This is a genomic window from Paraburkholderia sp. BCC1884 (assembly GCF_900996225.1).
In the GTDB taxonomy this organism is placed as follows: domain Bacteria; phylum Pseudomonadota; class Gammaproteobacteria; order Burkholderiales; family Burkholderiaceae; genus Paraburkholderia.
Window position 1 is genome coordinate 75556 of sequence record NZ_CAAJGL010000022.1, and the last position, 23806, is coordinate 99361.

The 23806-nt window shown below is 61.1% G+C and carries 21 protein-coding genes, 1 tRNA gene and 1 pseudogene; 8 read left to right on the top strand and 15 right to left on the bottom strand.

Annotation, left to right across the window (positions count from 1 at the left end; translation table 11 throughout):
* Nucleotides 1-29: 29 nt before the first annotated feature.
* Both pcaH and pcaG read left to right on the top strand, forming a co-directional pair.
* A complete protein-coding gene (pcaH, locus tag FQ705_RS01470) occupies nucleotides 30-734 on the top strand; it encodes a protocatechuate 3,4-dioxygenase subunit beta (protein ID WP_144137700.1) in 705 nt (234 codons plus the stop codon).
* Nucleotides 735-737: 3 nt separating this feature from the next.
* The gene (gene pcaG / locus FQ705_RS01475; protein WP_144137701.1) at nucleotides 738-1325 is read left to right on the top strand and encodes a protocatechuate 3,4-dioxygenase subunit alpha; all 588 of its coding nucleotides are present in this window, start codon (nucleotides 738-740) and stop codon (nucleotides 1323-1325) included.
* 161 nt (nucleotides 1326-1486) lie between these two features.
* Here pcaG and FQ705_RS01480 read toward each other — a convergent pair whose 3' ends face one another.
* Nucleotides 1487-1750 carry an H-NS family nucleoid-associated regulatory protein gene (locus FQ705_RS01480; protein ID WP_144137702.1) on the bottom strand — a complete coding sequence of 88 codons (264 nt, stop codon included), beginning with the start codon at nucleotides 1748-1750 and terminating at the stop codon, nucleotides 1487-1489.
* A 427-nt stretch (nucleotides 1751-2177) separates the two neighbouring features.
* On the opposite strand from FQ705_RS01480, the gene FQ705_RS01485 reads away from it, so the two are divergent.
* From FQ705_RS01485 to FQ705_RS01495, 3 genes are all read left to right on the top strand, one after another.
* Nucleotides 2178-2813, top strand: coding sequence for a LysE family translocator (locus tag FQ705_RS01485; protein WP_144137703.1), 636 nt, complete (start codon nucleotides 2178-2180; stop codon nucleotides 2811-2813).
* Nucleotides 2814-3119: 306 nt separating this feature from the next.
* The gene (locus FQ705_RS01490; protein WP_144137704.1) at nucleotides 3120-3323 is read left to right on the top strand and encodes a cold-shock protein; all 204 of its coding nucleotides are present in this window, start codon (nucleotides 3120-3122) and stop codon (nucleotides 3321-3323) included.
* A 293-nt stretch (nucleotides 3324-3616) separates the two neighbouring features.
* Nucleotides 3617-3841, top strand: a complete 225-nt coding sequence (locus FQ705_RS01495; protein ID WP_144137705.1) for a hypothetical protein — start codon at nucleotides 3617-3619, stop codon at nucleotides 3839-3841.
* Nucleotides 3842-3872: 31 nt separating this feature from the next.
* On the opposite strand, the gene FQ705_RS01500 is transcribed toward FQ705_RS01495, so the two are convergent.
* Nucleotides 3873-5504, bottom strand: a complete 1632-nt coding sequence (locus tag FQ705_RS01500; RefSeq protein WP_144137706.1) for an acyl-CoA synthetase — start codon at nucleotides 5502-5504, stop codon at nucleotides 3873-3875.
* Between the two features lie 228 nt (nucleotides 5505-5732).
* Between FQ705_RS01500 and FQ705_RS01505 the strand changes: the two genes are divergently transcribed.
* Both FQ705_RS01505 and FQ705_RS01510 read left to right on the top strand, forming a co-directional pair.
* Entirely contained in the window at nucleotides 5733-6419 is a 687-nt protein-coding gene (locus FQ705_RS01505; RefSeq protein WP_260854369.1) for a Crp/Fnr family transcriptional regulator, read from the top strand.
* 176 nt (nucleotides 6420-6595) lie between these two features.
* A complete protein-coding gene (locus tag FQ705_RS01510; protein ID WP_144137708.1) occupies nucleotides 6596-8155 on the top strand; it encodes a methyl-accepting chemotaxis protein in 1560 nt (519 codons plus the stop codon).
* Here FQ705_RS01510 and FQ705_RS01515 read toward each other — a convergent pair.
* The 9 genes and pseudogenes from FQ705_RS01515 to FQ705_RS01560 all read right to left on the bottom strand — a co-directional run bounded on the left by FQ705_RS01515 (nucleotide 8133) and on the right by FQ705_RS01560 (nucleotide 18191).
* Nucleotides 8133-8480 carry a transposase gene (locus FQ705_RS01515; RefSeq protein WP_144137709.1) on the bottom strand — a complete coding sequence of 116 codons (348 nt, stop codon included), beginning with the start codon at nucleotides 8478-8480 and terminating at the stop codon, nucleotides 8133-8135. The genes FQ705_RS01510 and FQ705_RS01515 overlap by 23 nt on opposite strands.
* A 217-nt stretch (nucleotides 8481-8697) precedes the next feature.
* Nucleotides 8698-9843, bottom strand: a complete 1146-nt coding sequence (locus FQ705_RS01520) for a porin (protein ID WP_144137710.1) — start codon at nucleotides 9841-9843, stop codon at nucleotides 8698-8700.
* An 859-nt stretch (nucleotides 9844-10702) separates the two neighbouring features.
* Nucleotides 10703-10912, bottom strand: a complete 210-nt coding sequence (locus FQ705_RS01530; protein WP_186307760.1) for a hypothetical protein — start codon at nucleotides 10910-10912, stop codon at nucleotides 10703-10705.
* Between the two features lie 431 nt (nucleotides 10913-11343).
* Nucleotides 11344-11431, bottom strand: a tRNA-Ile gene (locus FQ705_RS01535).
* A 151-nt stretch (nucleotides 11432-11582) separates the two neighbouring features.
* Nucleotides 11583-13979, bottom strand: a complete 2397-nt coding sequence (rpoD, locus tag FQ705_RS01540) for an RNA polymerase sigma factor RpoD (protein WP_144137712.1) — start codon at nucleotides 13977-13979, stop codon at nucleotides 11583-11585.
* 91 nt (nucleotides 13980-14070) lie between these two features.
* A complete protein-coding gene (gene dnaG, locus FQ705_RS01545) occupies nucleotides 14071-15942 on the bottom strand; it encodes a DNA primase (RefSeq protein ID WP_144137713.1) in 1872 nt (623 codons plus the stop codon).
* 81 nt (nucleotides 15943-16023) lie between these two features.
* On the bottom strand, nucleotides 16024-16470 hold the full coding sequence (locus FQ705_RS01550; protein WP_144137714.1) for a GatB/YqeY domain-containing protein: 447 nt from the start codon (nucleotides 16468-16470) through the stop codon (nucleotides 16024-16026).
* Between the two features lie 223 nt (nucleotides 16471-16693).
* A pseudogene (gene rpsU, locus FQ705_RS01555) lies at nucleotides 16694-16905 on the bottom strand (30S ribosomal protein S21).
* A 68-nt stretch (nucleotides 16906-16973) separates the two neighbouring features.
* Nucleotides 16974-18191 carry an NAD(P)/FAD-dependent oxidoreductase gene (locus FQ705_RS01560; RefSeq protein ID WP_144137715.1) on the bottom strand — a complete coding sequence of 406 codons (1218 nt, stop codon included), beginning with the start codon at nucleotides 18189-18191 and terminating at the stop codon, nucleotides 16974-16976.
* Nucleotides 18192-18301: 110 nt separating this feature from the next.
* Between FQ705_RS01560 and tsaD the strand changes: the two genes are divergently transcribed.
* Entirely contained in the window at nucleotides 18302-19330 is a 1029-nt protein-coding gene (gene tsaD / locus FQ705_RS01565) for a tRNA (adenosine(37)-N6)-threonylcarbamoyltransferase complex transferase subunit TsaD (RefSeq protein ID WP_144137716.1), read from the top strand.
* Between the two features lie 76 nt (nucleotides 19331-19406).
* On the opposite strand, the gene folE2 is transcribed toward tsaD, so the two are convergent.
* The 4 genes from folE2 to FQ705_RS01585 all read right to left on the bottom strand — a co-directional run bounded on the left by folE2 (nucleotide 19407) and on the right by FQ705_RS01585 (nucleotide 23659).
* Nucleotides 19407-20213, bottom strand: a complete 807-nt coding sequence (gene folE2, locus FQ705_RS01570) for a GTP cyclohydrolase FolE2 (protein WP_144137717.1) — start codon at nucleotides 20211-20213, stop codon at nucleotides 19407-19409.
* Nucleotides 20214-20479: 266 nt separating this feature from the next.
* Nucleotides 20480-22387 carry a 1-deoxy-D-xylulose-5-phosphate synthase gene (gene dxs, locus FQ705_RS01575; RefSeq protein WP_144137718.1) on the bottom strand — a complete coding sequence of 636 codons (1908 nt, stop codon included), beginning with the start codon at nucleotides 22385-22387 and terminating at the stop codon, nucleotides 20480-20482.
* An 85-nt stretch (nucleotides 22388-22472) separates the two neighbouring features.
* Nucleotides 22473-23354 carry a polyprenyl synthetase family protein gene (locus FQ705_RS01580; RefSeq protein ID WP_144137719.1) on the bottom strand — a complete coding sequence of 294 codons (882 nt, stop codon included), beginning with the start codon at nucleotides 23352-23354 and terminating at the stop codon, nucleotides 22473-22475.
* Nucleotides 23351-23659 (bottom strand): exodeoxyribonuclease VII small subunit, encoded by a 309-nt coding sequence (locus tag FQ705_RS01585; protein ID WP_144137720.1) that lies wholly within the window; start codon nucleotides 23657-23659, stop codon nucleotides 23351-23353. The genes FQ705_RS01580 and FQ705_RS01585 overlap by 4 nt, the downstream gene beginning before the upstream one ends.
* Nucleotides 23660-23806 lie beyond the last annotated feature (147 nt).

The window sequence follows — 23806 nt, forward strand, 5'->3', positions numbered from 1 at the left end:
TATCCCACAATTCCCCGAAGGAGACAGAAATGGACGAGTCCTTTCTCACCGCGCGCGACTTCGCGTCCCACCCCGAATACGTCTATCCTGGCTACGGTTCGTCGGTTAAACGTGGCCCGACGCGTCCGCTGATTCCGCTGAAGGAAAAACTGCGCGACCAGCGCGTGCCGGTCTACGGCACCGAAGACCTCGGCGCGCTCGATCACGACCTGACACGCAATGCCGTGCGCAACGGCGAGCCGCTGGGAGAACGCATCATCGTGACGGGCCGCGTGCTCGACGAAGGCGGCCGCCCGGTGCGCAATACGCTGGTCGAAATCTGGCAGGCGAACGCCGCCGGCCGCTACGTGCACAAGGCCGACCAGCACGACGCGCCGCTCGATCCGAATTTTCTTGGCGCGGGCCGCTGCATCACCGACGACGAAGGCCGTTATCGCTTTCTGACGATCAAACCCGGCGCGTATCCGTGGGGCAATCACCCGAACGCCTGGCGCCCGAACCATATTCACTTCTCGCTGTTCGGCGACCATTTCGGCTCGCGCCTCGTCACGCAGATGTATTTCCCCGGCGACCCGCTGCTGGCGTTCGATCCGATTTTCCAGGGCACGCCGGAACAGGCGCGTGACCGCCTGATCGCGAATTTCTCGCTCGACACCACACAAGAGGCCTATGCGCTCGGCTATGACTTCGACATCGTGCTGCGCGGCCGCAACGAAACGCCGATGGAGCGCTAAGCCATGACCACTTTCAAGCAAACGCCTTCGCAAACCGTCGGACCTTACTTCGCCTACGGCCTGTGCCCGCAGCAATACGATTTCGACTTCAAGAGCCTGTTCACGCCGGTTCTGGCTGACCGCGAAGCGGCCGGCGAGCACATCACGATCGTCGGCCAGCTTTTCGACGGCGACGGCAAGGTGATCGGCGACGCCATGCTCGAAGTGTCGCAAGTGGACGCGGACGGCCGCTATCCGGCATCGCGCGAGGAGATTCTGAAGTCGGGTTTTCGCGGTTTCGCGCGCGTCGGGACGGGAACGGACCCGCACAAGCGCTTTGTCGTGGAGACGGTGAAGCCGGGCTGCGCCAGCCCGGATGAAGCGCCGCACCTGAACGTGATCGTGACGATGCGCGGCATGCTGCTGCACACCTTCACGCGCATCTATTTCGAGGACGAAGCCGAAGCGAACGCTCGCGACGCCGTGCTCGCAGCAGTGCCGACCGACCGGCGTGACACGCTGATCGCAAGACGCGAACCGAATACGGCCAACGTCTACCGGTTCGATATTCATATGCAGGGCGACAGGGAAACCGTGTTTTTCGACCTGTGAATAGATTTTCTATACTTTCACCAAGCTTTCAACTAGACTGAAATTGATCCGTCTGGCGACTGGATCGCAATACTCCAAGTAGTTGAGCCCGCCTTGTGCGGGCTTTTTTTCGCTTGCGTGTCAATCTGGATGCCGAAGCGATTCGGTATTCCCCGCCCTCATTAACAGCGGAAGTGATCGATGTTCTGTCCGGCGTAAATCGCGCGCGCTAGCCAGTCGGGTTTGTCGCCACGGCCGTCCCATGTATTACCGTAGGCGTCGCGGTACATCACGGCGCGGGTGGCGGCGGCATCGGCTTCGATCGCCTCAGCGAGCGCTTCCATCGAAATGCCATATTCGTCCATCCGTCGGCGTATCCAGACGATCAGGCGCTCACGCGCATTCCCGTCGAAGTCGAGTTGCCCTTGTTCTTCTCGCTCTTTCATAACGTACCGGTATCGCGGCTCATAATGCGCGCATTAGAAAAAACAAAGGCTTCGCGAAACAACGCGAAGCCTATGCGCGATTCAGATAGGTCGAGTGCCAGGCGAACCCACGATTTCGCCCGATACGACCTGAATCGCACCTTGAAATCATGCCCAACCAAATTGGGAACTGGGGGAACGTAGGCAAGCGGCTCGAATCGCGCCCGTGTCTTGCACCTCGTTGCGGTGAGGCTGCTTCTGCATAGGGAAAGCAATTCTAGCATCCAATTTCTTTTGCCTGCAGTAGCGAAATGGCTTGTTCAGCGTATCGCTCAATTCAATTCTTTTAAGTTAATTCGACTCTTGTTCTACAGGTCAATAAGCGTAGAGCTAGCGTCCCCGTGCTATGTTCCCGGAATCAAAATCCGAATGCACGAGACCCGCCATCATGTCCGCCTCGACCGCCAGCCTCACGATTCTCGTCGCGTTGTTGCTGGGCGCAATGAGTCCAGGTCCAAGCTTTGTGATCGTCGCCCGCAATGCAATCGGCCTTTCGCGCGGCGACGGTCTCGCCACGGCGTTGGGCATGGGCATCGGCGGCGTGTTCTTCAGCGGGATCGCGCTGCTCGGTCTCTATACGCTGCTGGCCACCGTCGAATGGCTTTACGTCGGCCTGAAGGTGGCGGGCGGCCTTTATCTGATCTATCTGGCGTCGAAAATCTGGCGCGGCGCGGCAAAGCCGCTCGCATTCGACGCCTCGCAAACTGCCTCGACGAATCCGCGCAAATCGTTCTGGATTGGCTTGAGCACGCAACTCAGCAATCCGAAGACCGCGGTCTACTACGGCAGTATTTTTGCGGCGCTGCTGCCGCAACATCCGCCACTGTGGTGCTACTTCGCGCTGCCGCCCGCGATCTTCGCCATCGAAGCCGGTTGGTACACGATGGTGGCACTGTGTTTTTCGAGCAAACGACCACGCGACGTCTATCTGCGCTGGAAGGCCTGGATCGATCGCGTGGCAGCAAGCGCCGTCGCCGCGCTCGGACTGCGCCTGATCCTCACCGCACACAAAGTGGGCATCTGAATCGGCGCCATCGGCACAGTTTGAATTGCCGCCGAGCCGAGCCGCGCGGCCCGGCAGGCACCGACTCCAAGTCGCGTCTGCATGCGTTGAACACCTGCGCGCCGGGCTGCCAATAAAAAAGTTACAAGATAAGTATTGACGCTGCGGTACCGCCCCGGTTAATGTTGCGTCCGAAGTTCAAGAAGTTCGATTGCTGTTCATCAATGTCTCGCTCTCTCAGCGGTATTCGTTGTCCTCTCCCTCCTTGACGCTTCAAGCGCTCTTTTCTTAGAGCATATTTTTCTATTTTTACCTCAAGGATTCTTCATGGATACCGGTACCGTTAAGTGGTTCAACGACAGCAAAGGCTTTGGCTTCATCACCCCGGACAAGGGCGGCGACGACCTGTTCGCACACTTCTCCGAAATCAGCGCAGACGGCTTCAAGACGCTCGCTGAAAATCAGAAGGTGAGCTTCGAAACGAAGCAAGGCCCGAAGGGTCTGCAAGCGGCTAACATCAAGCCGCTGTAAGTTTGAAGGGCTCGGTGTCCGGCAACGGACATCGGGCTGCAGCGACAATCCTCGCGGAGCTTCGTCTCCCACAGTTGGCGCGCGAATCGCTTTATTGGCTGCATACATTTCAGCAGCCTGCCTAAGCGCCAAACGCCTCGTTGCACCTCATTCTCCCCTCCGGCTTCAACGCCCATTTTTCGCTTTCCGACTGCGTCAGAATTCAGCTCGCAATGGCTCGAATCAGCTCGTCCGCGTGACTCGCATAAGAGATCGCACGGCTGCGCGCACTCGAACAAACATTAAAAAATAAAATGCAAAACAAACATATTCAGCATTACAACGGCTATGCCGTCCAACCCTCGGCGCACCGCTTGCCCGACGGTAGCTTCTCCTCCAACCTGCTGCTCGAACGCGCTGACAGTGCGCGAGCCGAAGGCCGGTACCAGTTCTATTCGCTCGACTACTTCACGAACGAAGAACAGGCACTGCAGCACTCGGCACGCTGGGCACGTCATTGGGTCGATACGCGCGGTTAAACACGCACATTGCGCGCCCCGGTTGAGCGCGTCACTGGCTGCCTTCAGCCTTGATGCGCGCGCGCAATTCGAACTTCTGAATTTTCCCCGTCGACGTCTTCGGCAATTCGCCGAAGCGCACCGCTTTCGGCAGCTTATAGCCGGCGAGAAATAGCCGGCAGTGAGCGATGATCTCTTCCTCGCTCGCCTGAGCGCCCTCTCGCAGTTCGACGAAGGCACACGGGACCTCACCCCATTTCGGATCGGCCATCGCCACCACGGCGGCAACCGATACGGCAGGATGACGGTACAGCGTGTCTTCCACCTCGATACTCGAGATATTCTCGCCACCCGAAATAATGATGTCCTTGCTGCGATCACGAATCCGCAAATAGCCGTCAGGCATCCGCACGGCTAGATCGCCGGTATGGAACCAGCCGCCGCTGAACGCGGCTTCGGTGGCGCGCTCGTTCTTCAGATAACCCTTCATGCAGATGTTGCCGCGGAACATGATCTCGCCGAGCGTTTCGCCGTCGGCGGGGACGGGTGCGAGCGTGTCCGGATCGAGCACGCTTACGGCTGCCTGCAAGTGATAGCGCACGCCCTGCCGCGCATTCAGTTCGGCGCGCATGCTGTCGTCGAGCGCGTCCCATTCTTCCTGTTTTGCACAGACTGCCGCCGGCCCGTAGGTCTCGGTCAGTCCGTACACGTGCGTCAGGTCGAAACCGATCTCCTTCATCTTCGCGATCACGGCCGGTGCGGGCGCTGCGCCCGCCACCATCGTCGACACGCGATGCGTGATGCCGTCGCGCCATTCGGCCGGTGCATTGGCAAGCGCGCTCTGCACGATCGGCGCGCCGCAGTAGTGCGTGATGCGTTCGCGGCGAATCAGATCGAATACCGTCTTCGCGTCGAACTTGCGCAGGCAGACGTTGACGCCGGCACGCGCGGCCACGGTCCACGGAAAGCACCAGCCGTTGCAATGAAAGAGCGGTAAGGTCCAGAGATAAACCGCGTGCTTCGGCATATCCCATTCGAGGATATTGCTAAGCGCATTCAGATAAGCGCCACGGTGATGGTAGACGACGCCCTTCGGGTCGCCAGTCGTGCCCGAGGTGTAGTTCAGCGCGATGGCGTCCCATTCGTCCGCAGGCGTGCTCCACGCGAATTCGGGGTCGCCGGATTGCAAAAAGGCTTCGTAGTCGGTGCCACGGATGAATTTGTCGGGATCGGCGGGCATCGCATCGGCGACGCTGATCACGCGCAGCTCGGGAAACTCCAGCGCGGCGCGATGCGCGAACTCGCCATATTCCGTATCGACGATCACCGCCTTCGCTTCGCCATGGCGCAGCATGAATAGCAACGACGACACATCGAGCCGCGTATTCAGCGTATTCAACACGGCGCCGGCCATCGGCACACCGAAATGCGCTTCGATCATCGGCGGAATATTGGGCAGCAACGCAGCCACCGTATCGCCGCGTTCGATCCCGGCCTGTCGCAGCGCGCTAGCCAGACGCCGCGCCCGCTCGAAAGTCTCGCGCCAGTTCCGGCGGATCTCCCCATGGACGACCGCCAGCCGCTCGCCATAGACTTCCGCTGCGCGCACGATGAAGTCGATGGGTGTCAGCGGAACATAGTTGGCCTCACGCCGCCCGAGACCTTCTTCGAACATGTGTTTCATTGCAAAGTCTCCTAAGGCGCGCGCCGCGCCATCGATTATTCTGATTGGCAACTAGCCTAGCAATTGTCATGGTGAACTGTCTGTCATTCAAATGACAGAGTGGTACGCCCTGGCATGCGCGAGCCGCGCCCGCCGCCTCCATTCACGCCTTCGGCCCGCTTTGTGCCCATGAACGACGCTCTGCTCACGCCCTTCGCCGACGCCCGCCCGCACCGTCCTGAGCGGGTTATGCGCGCCGAACTGCCGCTGCTCTTCGGTAGCTGCGCGTGGTTTCGCGCGCTGGCCCCCGAGCATCAGGCGACGGTTCTCGCCAGCGGCCACGCCGAGCATCTCGAAGGCGGCGCCTGGATCGCGCGCCGCCAGGAGCCGTCGGACTACTGGATCGGCGTGCATTCCGGCCTCATCAAACTGGCCATCTACAATGCCTCGGGGCGCAGCTGCACGCTCTCGGGCGTGCCGCCCGGCGGCTGGTTCGGCGAAGGCAGCGTGATCAAGCGTGAACTGCGCAAATACGATGTCGCCACCATTCAACCGTCGCTCGTCATGTTCGTGCCCTCGCAGACGTTCCACGCCTTGCTGGCATCGAGCCTGCCGTTTACCGGCTTCGTGATCCGGCAACTGAATAACCGCATGGGCGAATTCATCGCCTCGATCCAGAATAGCCGGCTGCTGGACGTGGATGCGCGCGTCGCTCAATCGCTCGCGCAGTTGTTCAATCCCGATCTGTATCCCGACACCGGTCGCACGCTCGCCATTTCGCAGGAAGAAGTCGGCTTGTTAGCCGGCGTTTCGCGCCAACGCATCAATCAGGCGCTGCAAAACCTCGAAAAGCTCGCGATTCTGCGGCTGTCGTATAACCAGATCGACGTGCTCGATCTCGAGCGTCTCTGCGCGTTCGGACAAGAACAGATTTAACGCGACGCACACCGTCCGCCTCATTTCAAACGTTCGCACCTCGCATCGCCCAGACGAATCGACCGCCCGTTTTTGAGCGTTCGCATAAAGAAAGCGCGGCGCCCGCCGTTATGCCGCATACGCAGCGCAGACTGCAGCCCCCTTTTTCCGAGCTCAATGCACTGTCGAATCCAACAATGAATCGTCTGACACTGAAACAGAAACTCTGGGTACCGCTCCTGCTCTGCTGGGCGGCACTCCTGATCGTGACCGTTGTCAACGCGTTCGAAGCGCGTAACGCACAAATGGACTCACGACGCGCGGATCTCGCCGACGTGATCGACATGTCGGTATCGATCGTCGCCGACTACGCGAAGTTGGCTGACGCCGGCAAGCTGTCCGTCGACGAAGCCAAACAACAGGCCATCGCGCGCGTCGACGCGCAGCGTTACGGCTCCTCCGGCTATGTGACGATCGTGCGCAGCGACTCGGTGATGCTCGATCACCCGATGAGCCCGAAGCTGAATGGCAAGGACATGAGCAGCTTCCGCGACGCCAAAGGCAACGCGCTCTACCAGGACATCGCCCAAGCCGGCGCCTCGTCGGCAAATTCTGGCTACCTGCGGTACTGGTGGCCCAAGCCCGGCGAAACGACGCCGAGTGAAAAGATCGGTTACGTGAAGCGCTTCGTACCGTGGAACTGGGACTTCATCGCCGGCGCCTACATGGACGATATCCAGGCGCAGTTCTATGCAACCCTGACCCGCTCGGCCGGCATGCTGGTGGTGCTGGGCGTACTCGTGTCGTTCGTCGCCTCGCGAGTGGTCCGCAACGTGTCACGCTCGATTGGCGGCGAGCCGTCGGCTGCCGCACGGATCGCCATGCAGATCGCGCGCGGCGATCTCGCCACACGCATCGAACTGAGCCGCGCCGATACGTCGAGCCTGCTGTTTTCACTACGCGAAATGCGAAATCAGCTAGCAACGACGGTCGCGCGAATCAAGACGTCCGCGGAAACGATCACGGTCGCCTCGAAAGAGATCGCCGCGGGCAATCTCGATTTGTCGAGCCGCACCGAGGAACAGGCGGCGTCGCTGCAGGAGACGGCCGCCAGCATGGACGAGCTCACCAAGACGGTCACGCAGAATGCCGACAACGCGGCGACTGCGTCGCAGCTGGCGACCGATGCTTCGTCCATCGCTGCGCGCGGCGGCCAGGTGGTCAACGACGTCGTCGAGAAAATGGCCGGCATTACCGATAGCTCGCGCAAGATCGGCGAGATCATCAGCGTGATCGAAGGCATTGCGTTCCAGACGAATATCCTGGCCCTGAACGCGGCGGTCGAAGCGGCGCGTGCCGGCGAAGAAGGCCGTGGCTTCGCCGTGGTCGCAGGCGAAGTGCGCAATCTTGCGCAACGCAGTGCGACGGCGGCCAAGGAAATCAAGGTGTTGATCGATCAGTCGGTCGCACAAGTCGGAGAAGGCTCGACGTTGGCCGGCAAGGCCGGCAACACGATCGGCGAAGTGGTCGATGCGGTGCGTCGCGTCACGGCGATCATGAACGAGATCTCGGCGGCCTCGAGGGCGCAAAGCTCGGGCATCGGTGAAGTCAATCTCGCCATCCGTCAAATGGACGACGTGACGCAGCGAAATGCCGCGCTCGTCGAACAGGCTGCGGCGGCGGCCGGATCACTCGATGAACAGACCGAGCGGCTGCGTACCGCCGTCTCCGTATTCAAGGTCGAGCAGCCGGCCTGATCGAAGGGCGCTCCAGGATCGCATCGGTGTCGAACAGCGCGAGGGCGATATCGGTCAACACGCCCGAGTTCTTCCAGCGCAGGTAGTAGCGATGGGCGGTTTGATACGGCGCGTAACGCTCGGGCATCGCGCTCCATGGCGCGCGCGCACGCAGCACCCACATCACGCTATTCACGACCCAGCGGATGTCGATACTCGGACGGCCGCGTCGCGGCCCATGCTCGCGCATCTCGGGCAGCAGCGGCACGATGCGCTGCCATTGCTCGTCCGTCAGATCGGGACTAACCGGCGCAAAGGCCGGCGGGTTTGCAGTGGGGGTGTTCATGCAGTGAGGCCGCGCATCTGCCGCCCAACGGGTGGCATCGACGCGGAAATGAGCCTGGTCAATCGACAGTCTTCAGGCTAACCGAAGCGCGCCGCCGCGAAAGTCAACTTTTGTCAGACTCGTGCGCAGAATTGTCAGAGATGGCAATGGCTCACGGCAATAAAAAAAGGTGCCGCGAACGGCACCTTTTTTCCAACAACGAAGCTTCTGCGGAAGCTTAGAAGCGGTGACGCAGACCGACCGTAGCAGCCGTCTGGTTCTTCGACGACGACGGCAGCGTGGATGCATCGCCGTTGTAGATCGAAGCGACACCGCCGTCGCCCATTGCGTGCTGGTACACGGCTTGAGCGTAGACGTCCGTACGACGCGACAGCGAGTAATCAGCCTGCACGCCGATCTGGTGGTAACGGACCGAATCCGAACCGCCGTCCGTGTTGATGCCGTAGCCCTTGGCATCCGTGAACGTGTAAGCAACGCCCAGGCTCATTGCCGGGGTCACGTTGTACTTGCCGTTGACTTCATAGTTGTTAGCGCGCAGCGACTGTGCACCACCGATGAAGTTGTCCGAACGCGACTGCGTCCAGGCCAGACCGAGGGTAGCCGGGCCGAATGCATACGAACCAGCAGCGCCGAATTCACGTTGACGGAAGTTGCCAGCGTAGCCGAGGTACGAACCGTCCGACGCGCCGCCGTTGCTAGCCGTGCCAGCTGCGTTGGTTGCGCCCGGGTTGTTCTGCTGGGCGTAAGCCGCGCCCAGGTGCAGACCTTGCCACTGGTATGCAGCACCGACGCTGTATTCGCGGTTGTTTGCGAATGCGCCAGCCTGGTTCGAGAAGCCGTACGTGCCGCCGAACGTGAAGCCAGCGTAGTTAGCGCTCGAGTACTTGATCGAGTTGTTAACCGAGTAGCCGTTGTTCGTGCTCAGGTTGTCGTTGTTGAACGGGTGAGCGAAGTACGTACCGCCCCAGCTGCCCGTTGCCGTCAGCGGTGCCAGGTAGTCTTGAGCTGCGTCGTATTGACGACCCAGCGTGACCGTACCGAATTGCGCGCTCGACAGACCGACGAACGACTGACGGTTGAACATGCCGTTGTTGTTAGCGAACTTGCCGTTGTTGATGTTGAAGCCGCTTTCCAACGTGAAGATTGCCTTCAGACCGCCGCCCAGATCTTCCGAACCGCGCAGACCGAACATGCTTTGGTTGATGCCACCGCTACCCGCCTGGTATTGCGAGTTGTGGTTGACGTTGCTCGTGTACGTCAGGCCCGCGTCCAGCAGACCATACAGGGTCACGCTGCTTTGTGCGTGAGCGGCGACGGAAGCGAACGATGCGGCAACCGCAACGACGATGAGACTCTTTTTCATGCGTGGGACTCCTGTTCGATAAATTTACGCGGGGAGCGGGACCTGCCTCAGCCGCCTGTGCATCGCACACGCTGCCGCCTGTTGCCGATCTGTTCGGGACCGGCCGGGCACCCTTGAAACGAAGCGTGAGTGTAGGGGGACACCCTAGTAGCGGCGTTGGCAATTTCCACAACAGGATTTTTCAGAATCAGCAACAATGCAATTGCCGATATCATTAAGTCTTTGTTTTATAGGCATTTATCGGCAAATTGGCAGCATTATCGAGCTGCTATGGACATAAGTAATTTGCAACTTATCAATATTAAAGTTGTGCATATGCAACAGCGTTTTAATACTGTTGACGTAATCGGGTCGGAACATTTGAAAGTGAAACGTCGCCGATTGCTCGAAAATCGGGCAAATGAATTCCGCCCATTCAAGCGGGCTGTAGATTTATTTCAAAAAGACGGGAACTTAATATAGTTAATAAGGTCGCGCAATTCTCGATCAATTAGTTAGCGCGCTGATTGCGCCGATTAACTTTGATCGAGTCGAGATAAGCGAAGGCTTACCGGCAGAGGCATGCCACGGGTGGCAAGTGAGGTGTACGCTGAAGAGATGAAGCCTCCAGCACGGGCGTTGCCCGGAGGTGAGTTGCGGCGCCGGCCGCCGCGTGACAAAACCCGTGCTGAAAGCGGACGGCAAACATCGAACAGCCTTCCAACTCTAATAACGGCACGGACGTGCCTTTTTTTACACGGAGTTTCCCTAGTTGCAGACCGGCGCCGCGCCAGAATTCGCGGCTGTAGAAGTTGCTTGGCCAAGCGGCGAAAATTTCAACGCCCGCACGATCCCCGCGCAACGGGCCATGCGGCTCGCGTTAATGGCGATCGTACAGGGAACGCGGCGCGTTATCGTCTGCCGAGCCCGCCAGGAAAGGCTCCAGCCCAAACAGCCAGGCAAAGCAGAAGGTCACGCGCGCCAAGGCGCCGGGGTGCCGCTGCGGCACAGTCTCGCCGATACCGTCGAGCGGCGTGGCCAGCATCGGTTGCGGTTGGGCAAACTCGGTAGCGCTGTGGTCGGATCGCATGGTCGTTCTCGTTATTTAATTTGGTATGGAAGCCGAGCTTACGCAAACGACGTGCCACCACTACGGGGCGACGCTCAGAACAAGCGGTGCGCGTCAGATCACCCGGCGCGCTGCAGCACGCTGCCCCGGCGAATTCAGGCATGAGTGCTTAAATCGTGGGGATTTTTATTCGACAGCCACGGATAAATGACGAAATAGTCACGACGCGAACGGCGCTGTTTAATACGGGCATCTGACGGAACCGCAATCAATCTGAAGCGCTTCTGAAAGCACTTAATGGCCGCATCGCCGCCGCGTTACTCGTCCGTTTGAAATCCCGGCACGCGAATTAACGGCAGGGGCGGAAGTGACAAATCGCCGCACGTTTTATCGAGGGCCAACGCCATAAAACAAAAGGGCTCCGAAATCTCGGAGCCCTTTCATTACGTCTTTGGTGGGCCGGGTCGGAGTCGAACCGACGGTGTCCTTTCGGAGGCGGATTATGAGTCCGCTGCCTGCAACCAGCACGGCGTCCGGCCCAAGAAAAAGACCCGGTCTGGAGGCCGGGCCTATTCACTGATTGGCCGACATACTACACGAAAAAGGGGCCCCCGCAACCGCTTCGCCATCGCGAAACGACCGGGAAGCCCCTTTGAACCGCCACATCTTTCATACAACCGCAAGGCCTCGATCAGTTCCCTTCGAGGAACGACTTCAGCTTGTCCGAGCGGCTCGGGTGACGCAGCTTGCGCAGCGCCTTCGCCTCGATCTGACGAATCCGCTCACGCGTGACGTCGAACTGCTTGCCGACTTCTTCGAGCGTGTGATCGGTGCTCATCTCGATACCGAAGCGCATACGCAGCACCTTCGCTTCGCGCGGCGTGAGCGAGTCGAGCACGTCTTTCACGACGTCACGCATGCTGGCGTGCAAGGCGGCGTCGGCCGGTGCGACCGTGTTCGTGTCTTCGATGAAATCGCCCAGATGCGAATCGTCGTCGTCACCGATCGGCGTTTCCATCGAGATCGGCTCCTTCGCGATCTTCATGATCTTGCGGATCTTGTCTTCCGGCATTTCCATCTTTTCAGCCAGCGTTGCCGGGTCCGGTTCGAGACCGGTTTCCTGCAAAATCTGACGCGATATGCGGTTCATCTTGTTGATCGTTTCGATCATGTGAACCGGAATCCGGATCGTGCGCGCCTGGTCCGCGATCGAACGCGTAATGGCCTGACGGATCCACCACGTTGCATACGTGGAGAACTTGTAGCCACGACGATATTCGAACTTGTCCACCGCCTTCATCAGGCCGATGTTGCCTTCCTGAATCAGGTCGAGGAACTGCAGACCACGGTTGGTGTACTTCTTCGCGATCGAGATCACGAGGCGCAAATTCGCCTCGGTCATTTCGCGCTTCGCCTGACGCGCCTTCAGTTCGCCAGCCGCCATCTGACGGTTGGTTTCCTTCAGATCTTTCAGCGGCAATACCACGCGCGCCTGGAGATCGAGGAGGCGTTGTTGCTGTTCGACAATCGCCGGAATGTTCCGCGTGAGGATTGCGCTATAAGCGTGACCTTCACCGACGATTTTGTCGGCCCAGTCGAGATCCGTTTCGCTGCCCGGGAACCGCGCGATGAACTCGGCACGCGGCATGCCGCACTTGTCGACCACCGTATGCAGAATCTGACGCTCGACCTGACGCACTTCGTCCACTTGCGCGCGCAGCGTATCGCACAGACGCTCGACCGTCCGTGCGGTGAAGCGGATGGTCATCAGTTCGTTCTGGATCGTTTCCTGAGCCTTCAGGTACGACTTGGACTTGTAGCCTTCCTTCTCGAACGCGCGACGCATCTTGTCGAACCATTCGCTGATCATCGCGAATTTTTCGAGCGACGCACGCTTGAGCGCTTCCATCTGCGCGGCGTTCGCCGTGGCTTGCGCCGTGCCGTCGTCTTCTTCCTCGTCCTCTTCGCTTTCTTCCTCGACTTCTTCGTCTTCGCTCTCGATCGCTTCTGCTTCCTGCGCGGAGAAGCCGTCGGCGTCTTCCGCGTTGGCGTCGATCAAACCGTCGACCAGTTCGTCGATGCGGATTTCCTCGTTCGCCACGCGCTCGGCCATCGCCAGGATGTCGGCGATCGTGGTCGGGCAAGCGGAGATGGCCATCACCATGTGCTTCAGGCCGTCTTCGATCCGCTTTGCGATTTCGATTTCGCCTTCGCGCGTGAGCAGCTCGACCGTACCCATTTCGCGCATGTACATGCGGACCGGGTCGGTGGTGCGGCCGAATTCGGAGTCGACGGTGGAGAGCGCTACTTCCGCTTCCTCTTCCACTTCGTCGTCCGACGAAGCTGCCGGTGCGTTGTCGTTCAGCAGCAGCGTTTCAGCGTCGGGGGCCTGCTCGTACACCGCCACGCCCATGTCGTTGAACGTGCTGATGATGCCTTCGATCGCCTCGGTCTCGGTGAAGTTGTCCGGGAGGTGGTCGTTGATTTCAGCGTACGTGAGGAAACCGCGCTCCTTGCCGAGCTTGATCAGCGCGCGCAGTTTAGCTCGGCGTTCCTCGAGTTCCTCGACCGTGCCAGGCTGCGATGACGCAAAAGCGTCTTTCAGCAGCGCTTTTTCCTTTGCACGACGGTCGCGAGCCTTAACCTTTTCCACCTTGGCTGGAGGTGCGGCCGCAGGGGTTTCTTCGCTTTGGGTTGCGTCGTCATCAACGGGTGCTTCGTTCAGCTTTTTCGTCATGGAGTTCGCCGTACCGGCTGTAGTCTCGACTCGCGGCTGGTGGACGCCAGCCGGTTGAACCGTGGATACTGGAACCTCGCGCACTGTCGCATCGTCCTGCGCGACAGCCGCTTCCCTTGCGCTTCTGACACCCGGCCGCTGCCTCGTGACCGGTGGTGATACCGCTTTCGCCGCCCTGACCGGCTCCGCTCGCGCAGCCGAAGTGGTCGAGGACGTCTTCCCGGCAACCGGTGCAACACTGGCAGTAGACGTTTTTCTGGCGGAAGAAACTAACTTGGCCTCGGTGACCTTTCTGGTCGACTCCCTGGAGTTCGTGCCTGTTGATGTCTTTCCGCCCGTAGTCTTTGCCATCGCATCGCCTTTTCGCCTTTGCTAGGAAAACCCTTGAAAAACAAACCGCTGGAAACCTTTAATTATACCACTCAGGTTTCTGCGACCCCGCTTACAACCCAAGCTGGCGCTTCATGTCAGCCCGTTTCCGATTCAGCTCCGACAGCTCCGCAAATTCTTCCGGCGTGTGCCGCGACTGCCGCGAAAGCTGCTCGAGACGATCGCAATACGCGTCGTACCGCATCTTCAGAATGGCCGCCATCAACTCCTCGCCGACAATGCGTTCCTGCTCGCGCCGTTCCTCGATGACGGTCGCATCCTCCGGGTCCTTCAGCAGCAAATCCCGGACATTTTCATCATAGTCTAGAATTTTGCGAAAGATTTCCTCGAAAGTTGGGGCGTTTGCGCCGTTTCGCAATAGGTCCGACAGCAGCTGAAACTCTGCCGAATCGCCCAGCGCACGCGCATGCGTCGTCACTTCCTCGAACAGTTCGCCGTGCCGGGTCACGGTCAGAAGCGCCTGTTCCGCCTCCTCGTCGAGCACCGTCACGGTGCGCGGATACATCACGAGATTGCGCAGCGTCTTCTCTTCAATCCCGGTCACGCTACGCCGGTCCTTGCGGGCCGGCGCGGAGCGCGCGGCCGCGGCGATGCGCGAATCGACTTCGCAAAGCGCGGCCACTTCGTCGAACGGCACGTCCAGCCGGTCGGCGAACATATGCATGATCTGCGCGCGCAACGCATTGGCCGGCAGCGCCTGCAACAGCGGCTTGGCGTCGAACAGCGCGCGGGCCTTGCCTTCCGGCTGATCCAGTTCCTTGCCCGTCAGCACTTCGTTGAGCATGAATTGCGACAGCGGCATGGCACGCTCGACCTGCTCAGCAAACCCTTCGGTGCCGAATTCACGCACGTAGCTGTCCGGATCGTGCTCGGACGGCAAGAACAGAAAACGGATGGTGCGATTGTCGGCCGCGTGCGGCAAACAGGCGTCCAGAGCGCGGCGCGCGGCGCGTCGGCCGGCCGAATCGCCGTCGAAACTGAAAATCACCGTGTCGGTCTGACGCATCAGTTTCTGCACATGAATCGGCGTGCAGGCCGTGCCGAGCGTGGCGACCGCGTTCTGGAACCCCAATTGGGCCAGCGCGACCACGTCCATATAGCCTTCCACGACGAGCACGTAATGGTGTTCGCGGATCGCAAGACGGGCCTCGAACAGACCGTACAACTCGCTGCCCTTGTTAAATAGCGGCGTTTCCGGCGAATTCAAATATTTGGGCTCGCCGCCATCCAGCACACGGCCGCCGAAACCGATCACCTGCCCCTTCACATTGCGGATCGGGAACATGATCCGCTCGCGGAAGCGGTCGTATCGGCGGTTCTGGCCCTGCGCGTCGGACTTCTCGCTGACGATCACGAGACCCGATTCGACCAGCGCGTCGTCCCGATAATTCGGAAACGTGGCTTCGAGGTTCTGCCAGCCGTCGGGCGCATAGCCGAGCCCGAAGCGGGCCGCGACTTCGCCGGTCAATCCACGTTTCTTCAGATATTGAATCGCGGTCGGCGCACCGCGCAGTTGCTTGCGGTAAAAGTCGCAAGCTGTCTGCATGACATCGGAGAGCGCCGTCGTCACCGCTTTGGACGCTGCTGGCGCATAACCTCCGGAACCACCCGCGCCGCCATATCCCGGCGACGGTTCGTTCGGCACGGTCAAACCGACCGACTGCGCCAGATCGTTGACGGCCTCGGGAAACGAGGAGCCGACATGCTCCATCAGGAATCCAATCGCCGTACCATGCGCGCCGCAGCCGAAGCAGTGATAGAACTGTTTAGTCGGACTAACGGTAAACGAGGGGCTTTTCTCGTTGTGAAACGGGCACAGCCCCATGAAGTTCGCGCCGCCCTTTTTCAACTGCACATACTTGCCGACCACGTCGACGATATCGACGCGGTTGAGCAGATCCTGCAGGAATGACGGAGGAATCACAGTAAATGACGCTACCTGAAAAGCTCAAGGCTGCGCGCGCCGCCTTCGAACGGCGAGGCACGCAGACTGGATAAACGTGAATTACCTGGCGAGCGCGGCTTTGACTTGCGCGGACACGGCGGTCATGTCGGCGCGGCCGGCCAGCTTCGGCTTGAGCACGCCCATGACTTTGCCCATGTCCTGCGGGCCGGCTGCGCCGGTTTGCGCGACCGCGGCCTGCACTTCGGCGACAATCTCCGCCTCGGACATCTGCGCCGGCATGTAAGCGGCCAGGATGGCCAGTTCGGCCTTTTCCTTGTCGGCCAGATCGGTGCGGCCAGCGCCTTCGAACTGGCTGATCGAGTCCTTGCGCTGCTTGATCATCTTGTCGATGACCGCGGTGATCGCGGTGTCGTCGAGCGTGATGCGCTCGTCCACTTCGCGTTGCTTGATCGCGGCGAGCAGCAGGCGGATCGTGCCGAGACGCTCGGTTTCACGCGCCCGCATGGCGGCTTTCATATCGTCGTTGATCTGGTCCTTGAGGCTCATTGCTCACCCGAATACGTTGGAATTTGAAAAACCGGCCGGGCCCACCCCATCAACACGAATACCCGCTTGGGACTGCTTCCTCAAGCGGGTTGGCGCGATTTGCGTAGTGGATGCGACCCTGCCGACTGGCCCGAAGGGCCGTGTTTTCCGCGAAAGCGCCTGCAGCGCCCTCACCGGTTGGATGTCGCCGCCCCGCTCGACGGGAACCGCGGCAACGCCAGAATCAGTAGAACTTCTTTGACAGCATCTGGCTACGCAGATGCCTGAAATGACGCTTCACCGCCGCAGCCTTCTTGCGCTTGAGTTCAGCCGTAGGCTTTTCGTAAAACTCGCGAGCGCGAAGTTCCGTCAGCAAGCCGTTTGCTCCCTCGCGCGCTTGAAACGGCGCAGCGTAACTTCAAACGGCTCGTTGTCTTTTACGCGGCAGGTCGTCATTTTTCAATAACGGAACTTTGTAAAGGTTCAGGAGTATATCAGAGCTTTCTCACAAAGCTACTTGGCCGTCAAGCCCCCTGGACGTACTCCGCGGCCGCCTGGCCGGCCGCTACGCCCGACGCCCAGGCCCACTGGAAATTGTAGCCGCCGAGCCAGCCGGTCACGTCGACGGCCTCGCCGATGAAGTACAAACCCGGCGCGCGCGCGCTCATCATCGTCGACGACGACAGGTCGCGGGTATCCACGCCGCCACGCGTTACTTCGGCTTTGCGGTAGCCTTCGGTGCCGTTCGGGGTGAGCGTCCAGCGCGACAAGGCTTCGCCGACACGCCGCAGCGTCTTGTCCGGCAGGTCGGCCACGCGGGCTTCGGCGGGAATCTGGTGGGTTTCCAGCCAGACGTGGGCGAGACGCTGCGGCACCCGCTCCGACAGCAGATTGGCGATCTGGCGCTTCGTGCCGGTTTTGGCTTCCAGCAGGGCGGTGGTCGCGTCCTCTTGCGGCAGCAGGTTGATGTGGATCGGCTCGCCGGGTTGCCAGTAGCTCGAAATCTGCAGCACGCCCGGGCCGGAAAGGCCTCGATGCGTGAGCAGCAGGTCTTCGTTGAATTCGGCACCGGTCTTCTTGTTGCCGGTCGCGAGCTGCACTTCCAGCGACACACCGGACAGCTGCGAGAACGGTTCCCAGTCGGCCGGCGCGAAGGTCAGCGGCACCAGCGCGGGGCGGGTGTCGATCAGCTTGTGGCCGAACTGTTTGGCCAGACGGTAAGCGAAATCGGTGGCGCCGATCTTGGGGATCGACAGTCCGCCGGTCGCGATCACGAGCGCGCGCGCCATGATCGGACCCGACGGCGTATCCAGCGTGTAGCGGCCCTCGGCGTCCTGCCGCACCTGTTCGACCGACAGCGGCGTGCGCCAGGCAACACGTCCCGTGTCGCATTCGTTTTTCAGCACGTCGATGACCGCGTCGCTCGACTGATCGCAGAACAGTTGCCCCTTGTGCTTCTCGTGCCACGTCACGTGATGACGTTTGAGCAGCGCCATGAAGTCGCGCGGCGTGTAGCGCGCCAGCGCCGAGCGGCAAAAGTGCGGATTCGCCGACAGGTAGTTGGCCGGTCCGGCGTACACATTGGTGAAGTTGCACCGGCCGCCGCCGGAGATGCGGATTTTCTCCGCGAGACGCTGCGAGTGGTCGATCAGCACCACGCGACGGCCGAGCTGCCCGGCCACGGCCGCGCACATCATGCCGGCCGCACCCGCGCCGATCACTGCGATATCGAAGGATTCCATGGGGCCGCATTGTACCCGCGCGTCTGCGGCGGCTTGTCGGCACTGCTATACTTTCAGGCTTGCTTTTTCACTTTCCGGCGCCTGTTTGCGGCCGTTTAAACCCATTTACCATGCTCGTTCTCGGCATCGAAAGCTCCTGCGACGAAACCGGTCTCGCGCTCTACGACACGGAGCGCGGCCTGCTCGCGCACGCGCTGCATTCGCAAATTGCGATGCATCGGGAGTACGGTGGCGTCGTACCGGAACTGGCGTCGCGCGACCATATCCGGCGTGCGCTGCCCTTGCTCGAAGAGGTGATGGAGCGCGCAGGAGCGGTCCGCAGCGACATCGACGCGATCGCCTTCACGCAAGGTCCGGGACTCGCGGGCGCGCTGCTGGTCGGCGCGAGCGTCGCCAATTCACTGGCGATGGCGTGGGACAAGCCGACCATCGGCATTCACCATCTCGAAGGGCATTTGTTGTCGCCGCTGCTGGTGGATGAGCCGCCGCCGTTTCCGTTCGTGGCACTGCTGGTGTCCGGCGGCCACACGCAGTTGATGCGCGTGACGGACGTCGGCGAATACGAAACGCTCGGCGAAACGCTCGACGACGCCGCCGGCGAAGCCTTCGACAAAACCGCCAAGTTGCTTGGCCTGGGTTATCCGGGCGGCCCGGAAGTGTCGCGACTTGCCGAATCGGGCACGCCCGGCGCGGTCGTGCTGCCGCGTCCCATGCTCCATTCCGGCGACCTCGATTTCAGCTTCAGCGGCTTGAAAACCGCTGTGCTCACGCACGCAAAGAAGATGGGTGGCGCCGCGATCAGCGACCAGGACAAGGCCGATCTGGCGCGCGGTTTCGTCGACGCGGCGGTTGAGGTTCTGGCAGTGAAATCGTTGGCCGCGCTGAAAAAGACCAAGCTCAACCGACTGGTGGTAGCGGGCGGTGTCGGCGCCAACCGGCAACTGCGCGAGGCGCTTTCCGCCGCTGCCAGGAAGCGTAACTTCTTTGTGCACTACCCGGATTTGTCGCTGTGCACGGACAACGGCGCGATGATTGCGCTGGCTGGCGCATTGCGATTGCAACGCTGGCCGGATCAATCGGGCAAAGATTACGCATTCACGGTGAAGCCGCGCTGGGATTTGACTTCGCTCGCACGCTGAGCGCCGTTAGTGCCGCGCTGAAGACGTAAAAAAGCCGCTTCGAGAAGCGGCTTTTTTACGTCCAAAGGGCCACGCTTCAACCCATGCGCTTATCCCGCTCGATCACCGCATATGCGCTGTGATTGTGGATCGACTCGAAGTTTTCCGCTTCGAGTACATACGCGACGATCCGTTCATCAGCATTCAGACGCTGCGCGACGTCGCGCACCAGGTCTTCGACGAACTTCGGATTTTCGTACGCGCGCTCGGTCACGAACTTCTCATCAGGACGCTTGAGCAGACCCCACAGTTCGCACGAGGCTTCTTCTTCGGCGATACGGATCAGTTCTTCCACGGCGACGTCACCGACCAGTTCGGCGTTGATCGTGACGTGCGAGCGCTGATTGTGTGCGCCGTACTGCGAGATTTTCTTCGAGCACGGGCACAGGCTCGTGACCGGCACCAGCACTTGCAGGAACAGACGCGTCGCGCCATTGCGCGTGTCGCCCGTCAACGTGACCTGATAGTCCAGCAGGCTTTGCACGCCCGACACCGGCGCGGTCTTGTTCACGAAATACGGGAACGCTACCTCGATCCGGCCGGCCTCGGCTTCGAGCTTTTCCAGCATCGCGGCGAGCATCGTGCGGAACGTGGCGGCCTCGAGTGGCGCCTTGTTCTCTTCGAGCAATGCGACGAAACGCGACATATGCGTGCCCTTCTGCTCGGCCGGCAGATGCACGTCCAGATTCCACGTGCCAACCGTCGGCTGCGCTTCGCCGTTTGGCGTACGCACCGTCAACGGATGACGCACGGCCTTCACACCGACCCGTTGAATCGGGATCTGGCGGGTGTCGGGCGTGCTTTGCACATCGGGCATCACAAAGGCGGGATTCATCTGATTCATTGTCTTGTCCTTTCGAGAAAACGCCCGGCCGCCCCAAAATATTCCACCTCGCAGGAAGTTCCATTGAAAGACTGGCGGATGGCCGATGCGGCGCTATTGCGCGGCGACAGGCTGGGTGGCGCTCAGCGGCCGTGCGGATCAACTCACGCAATGGCGAACGCCGGCCTGAGCCGGCGTTGGATGATGGGCCCGAAGGCCCACCGATTCAAGTTGGAGATTGCTATGGCCGCCATAGCACCGTGACGGCCCAGCGAGTCGGGACCGCTTTACGCGACGCGCTTCACCGACGATTGACCGGCGACTGCACCGCCCGACAGAAAGCGCTCGCGAATCGACTTGGCGATACCCGTAGCGTCGAGACCGCACGCGGCAAGCAGCTTGCCCGGATCCCCATGATCGATGAACTGATCGGGCAGACCCAACTGCAGCACGGGTCGCACAACCCCGCTTGCCAGCAGTGCTTCGACGCAGGCCGAACCCGCGCCGCCCATCACGCAGCCTTCTTCGACCGTGACGATCGCGTCGTGCGTTTCGGCCAGTTGACGAACCAACTCGGCGTCCAGCGGCTTCACGAAGCGCATATTCGCGACCGTGGCATCCAGTTGCTCGGCCGCCGCCAGCGACGGCGCGACCATCGTGCCGAACGCCAGAATCGCAATGCGCTTGCCGGCCGGCTGCGACGTCTCGCGACGAATCTCGCCCTTGCCGATCGGCAGAACGCTCATCTGCTTGACGGTTGCCACGCCCGTTCCGGCGCCGCGCGGATAGCGCACGGCCGTCGGATTCGGCTGCTGCAGCGCCGTGTACAGCATCTGACGACATTCGTTTTCGTCCGATGCCGCCATCACCGTCATGTTCGGGATGCAGCGCAAGAACGCCAGATCGTAAGCGCCCGCGTGCGTGGCGCCGTCTGCGCCGACCAGACCGGCTCGGTCGATGGCGAACACCACCGGCAGGTTTTGCAGCGCGACGTCGTGGATCAGCTGGTCGTATGCACGTTGCAGGAAGGTCGAATAGATCGCGACCACCGGCTTCATGCCGTCCGCAGCCAGACCGCCGGCGAACGTCACCGCGTGTTGTTCGGCGATGCCGACGTCGAAGTAACGCTCCGGGAAGCGCTTCTCGAACTCGACCATGCCCGAGCCTTCACGCATGGCGGGCGTGATGCCGACCACGCGCGCGTCCAGCTCGGCCGCGTCGCACAGCCATTCGCCGAACACTTGCGTGTAGGTCTTCTTCGACGGCGTGGTAGCCGGCTTGATGCCTTCAGCCGGATTGAACTTGCCCGGACCGTGGTACAGCACCGGATCGGCCTCGGCCAGCTTGTAACCTTGACCCTTCTTCGTCACGACGTGCAGGAATTGCGGACCACGCAGTTCCTTGATGTTCTGCAGCGTCGGGATCAGCGAATCGAGGTCGTGACCGTCGATCGGACCAATGTAATTGAAGCCGAACTCTTCGAACAGCGTAGCCGGCACGATCATGCCCTTGGCGTGCTCTTCGAGCTTGCGCGCGAGGTCGAGCATCGGCGGCGCGACGCGCAGCACGCGTTCGACGCCGGCACGCGCCGCTGCGTAAAAACGGCCTGACATCAGGCGCGCCAGATGGCGATTCAGCGCACCGACCGGCGGCGAAATCGACATGTCGTTGTCGTTCAGGATGACGAGCAGCGGCACGTCGTCTTCGACGCCGGCGTTGTTCATCGCCTCGAAGGCCATGCCGGCCGTCATCGCGCCGTCGCCGATCACGGCGATGCCCATGCGGTTGTCGCCCTGCAGCTTGCTCGCGACCGCCATGCCGAGCGCGGCGGAGATCGAGGTGCTGGAGTGCGCCGTGCCGAACGTGTCGTATTCCGACTCGTCACGCTTCGGGAAGCCCGAGATACCGCCCAGCTGACGCAGCGAGTGCATCTGCTCGCGGCGGCCGGTCAGGATCTTGTGCGGATAGGTTTGATGGCCCACGTCCCAGACGATCCGGTCGCGCGGCGTGTCGAACACGTAGTGCAGAGCAATGGTCAACTCGACCGTGCCGAGGTTGGACGAAAGATGGCCACCCGTCTGCGATACGCTGTCGAGCACAAAGGCGCGCAACTCGTCGGCAAGCGGTTGCAGTTGGCGGCGATCGAGGCGGCGCAGGGCCGCCGGGTCGTCGATGGTTTTCAGCAAGTCGTACATCGTCGTTCCATTGTAGGAAAACTTACGCGCCCGCACTTCATACATGCACCCGGTGGAGAAGGTGCGCGGCGGCGGGCTTTCGCGTTCAGCTAACCCGGTTCACCACCAGATCAGCCAATTCGGCAAGACGCTGTGCGCGCGCGCCGAACGGCGCAAGCGCAGCGTGGGCGTCGCTGCGCAGCTGTGCTGCGAGCGAACGCGAGGCGTCGAGCCCAATAATCGACACGTAGGTCGGCTTGCCGTCCTTCGCGTCTTTACCTGCGGTTTTGCCAAGCGTCGCGGAATCGGTCGTGACATCGAGAATATCGTCGACCACCTGAAACGCGAGGCCGACAGCGGCCGAATAGGCGTCGAGCGAACGCATCGCTTCTGCGTCCGGCGTTTCGCCAGCCAGTGCGCCCATGCGCACCGCGGCGCGCAACAAAGCGCCCGTCTTCATGCGATGCATGGTTTCGAGCTGTTCGCGGGTCAGCGCGTGGCCGACGCTCGCCAGATCGATCGCCTGACCGCCGCACATGCCGATCGAGCCGCTCGCCAACGCGAGTTCGCGCACGAGCGAGGCTTGCTGCGCCGGCGCCAGCACGTCCGAGGTCAGCGCGACGAACGCCTGCGACTGCAGCGCGTCGCCGACCAGCAGTGCCGTGGCTTCGTCATATTGAACATGTACCGTGGGCTTGCCGCGTCGCAACGCGTCGTCGTCCATACAGGGCATGTCGTCGTGCACCAGCGAGTACACGTGGATCATTTCCAGCGCCGCCGCTGCCGCATCGAGGCATTCGGCGCGCGCGCCGGTCAACTCGCCGGCCGCGTGACACAGCAGCGGGCGAACCCGCTTGCCGCCGCCCAATACGGCGTAACGCATGGCTTCATGCAGCTTGGCGGGCGCCGTGGCCTCGGTGGGCAGGTAATGCTCTAGTGCCGTTTCGACACGCTCGAGTACCGAGCGCATCCATGGTTCGAATGTCATAGGTCGTCCCCGCTTTCAGTAGCGGCTGTGCCTGCGGTATTCATGGGCAGCGGTTTGAGCGTCTCGCCGTCGAGCACGCGAACCTGCTGCTCGACCTTTTCGAGCTGCTGCTGGCAAAACGCCACCAGAGCCGCACCGCGCCGATAGGCGCCGAGCGACTCCTCGAGGCTGAGGTTGCCCCCTTCCATGCGCGCCACCAGCCCTTCCAGCTCCGCCTGGGCAGTTTCGTAATTCTCGGGCAGCGGCGTGGTGTCGACGCCTTCGGCAGGCGCGGCAGCAGTATCTTTCGACGCGGTCTTCGCCATGAATAGTCGCAAAATTAAAACAAGTCGGACATTCTACGGCAAAAGCGACATTTCCGATCTTCTGGCCGCCCGCCGCTCTGCCTTGACCCTATGCTCGCCACCCGAGTGTCGCAGAAAAGAATCTTCAGGTCTGCCTCAAAAAACCAC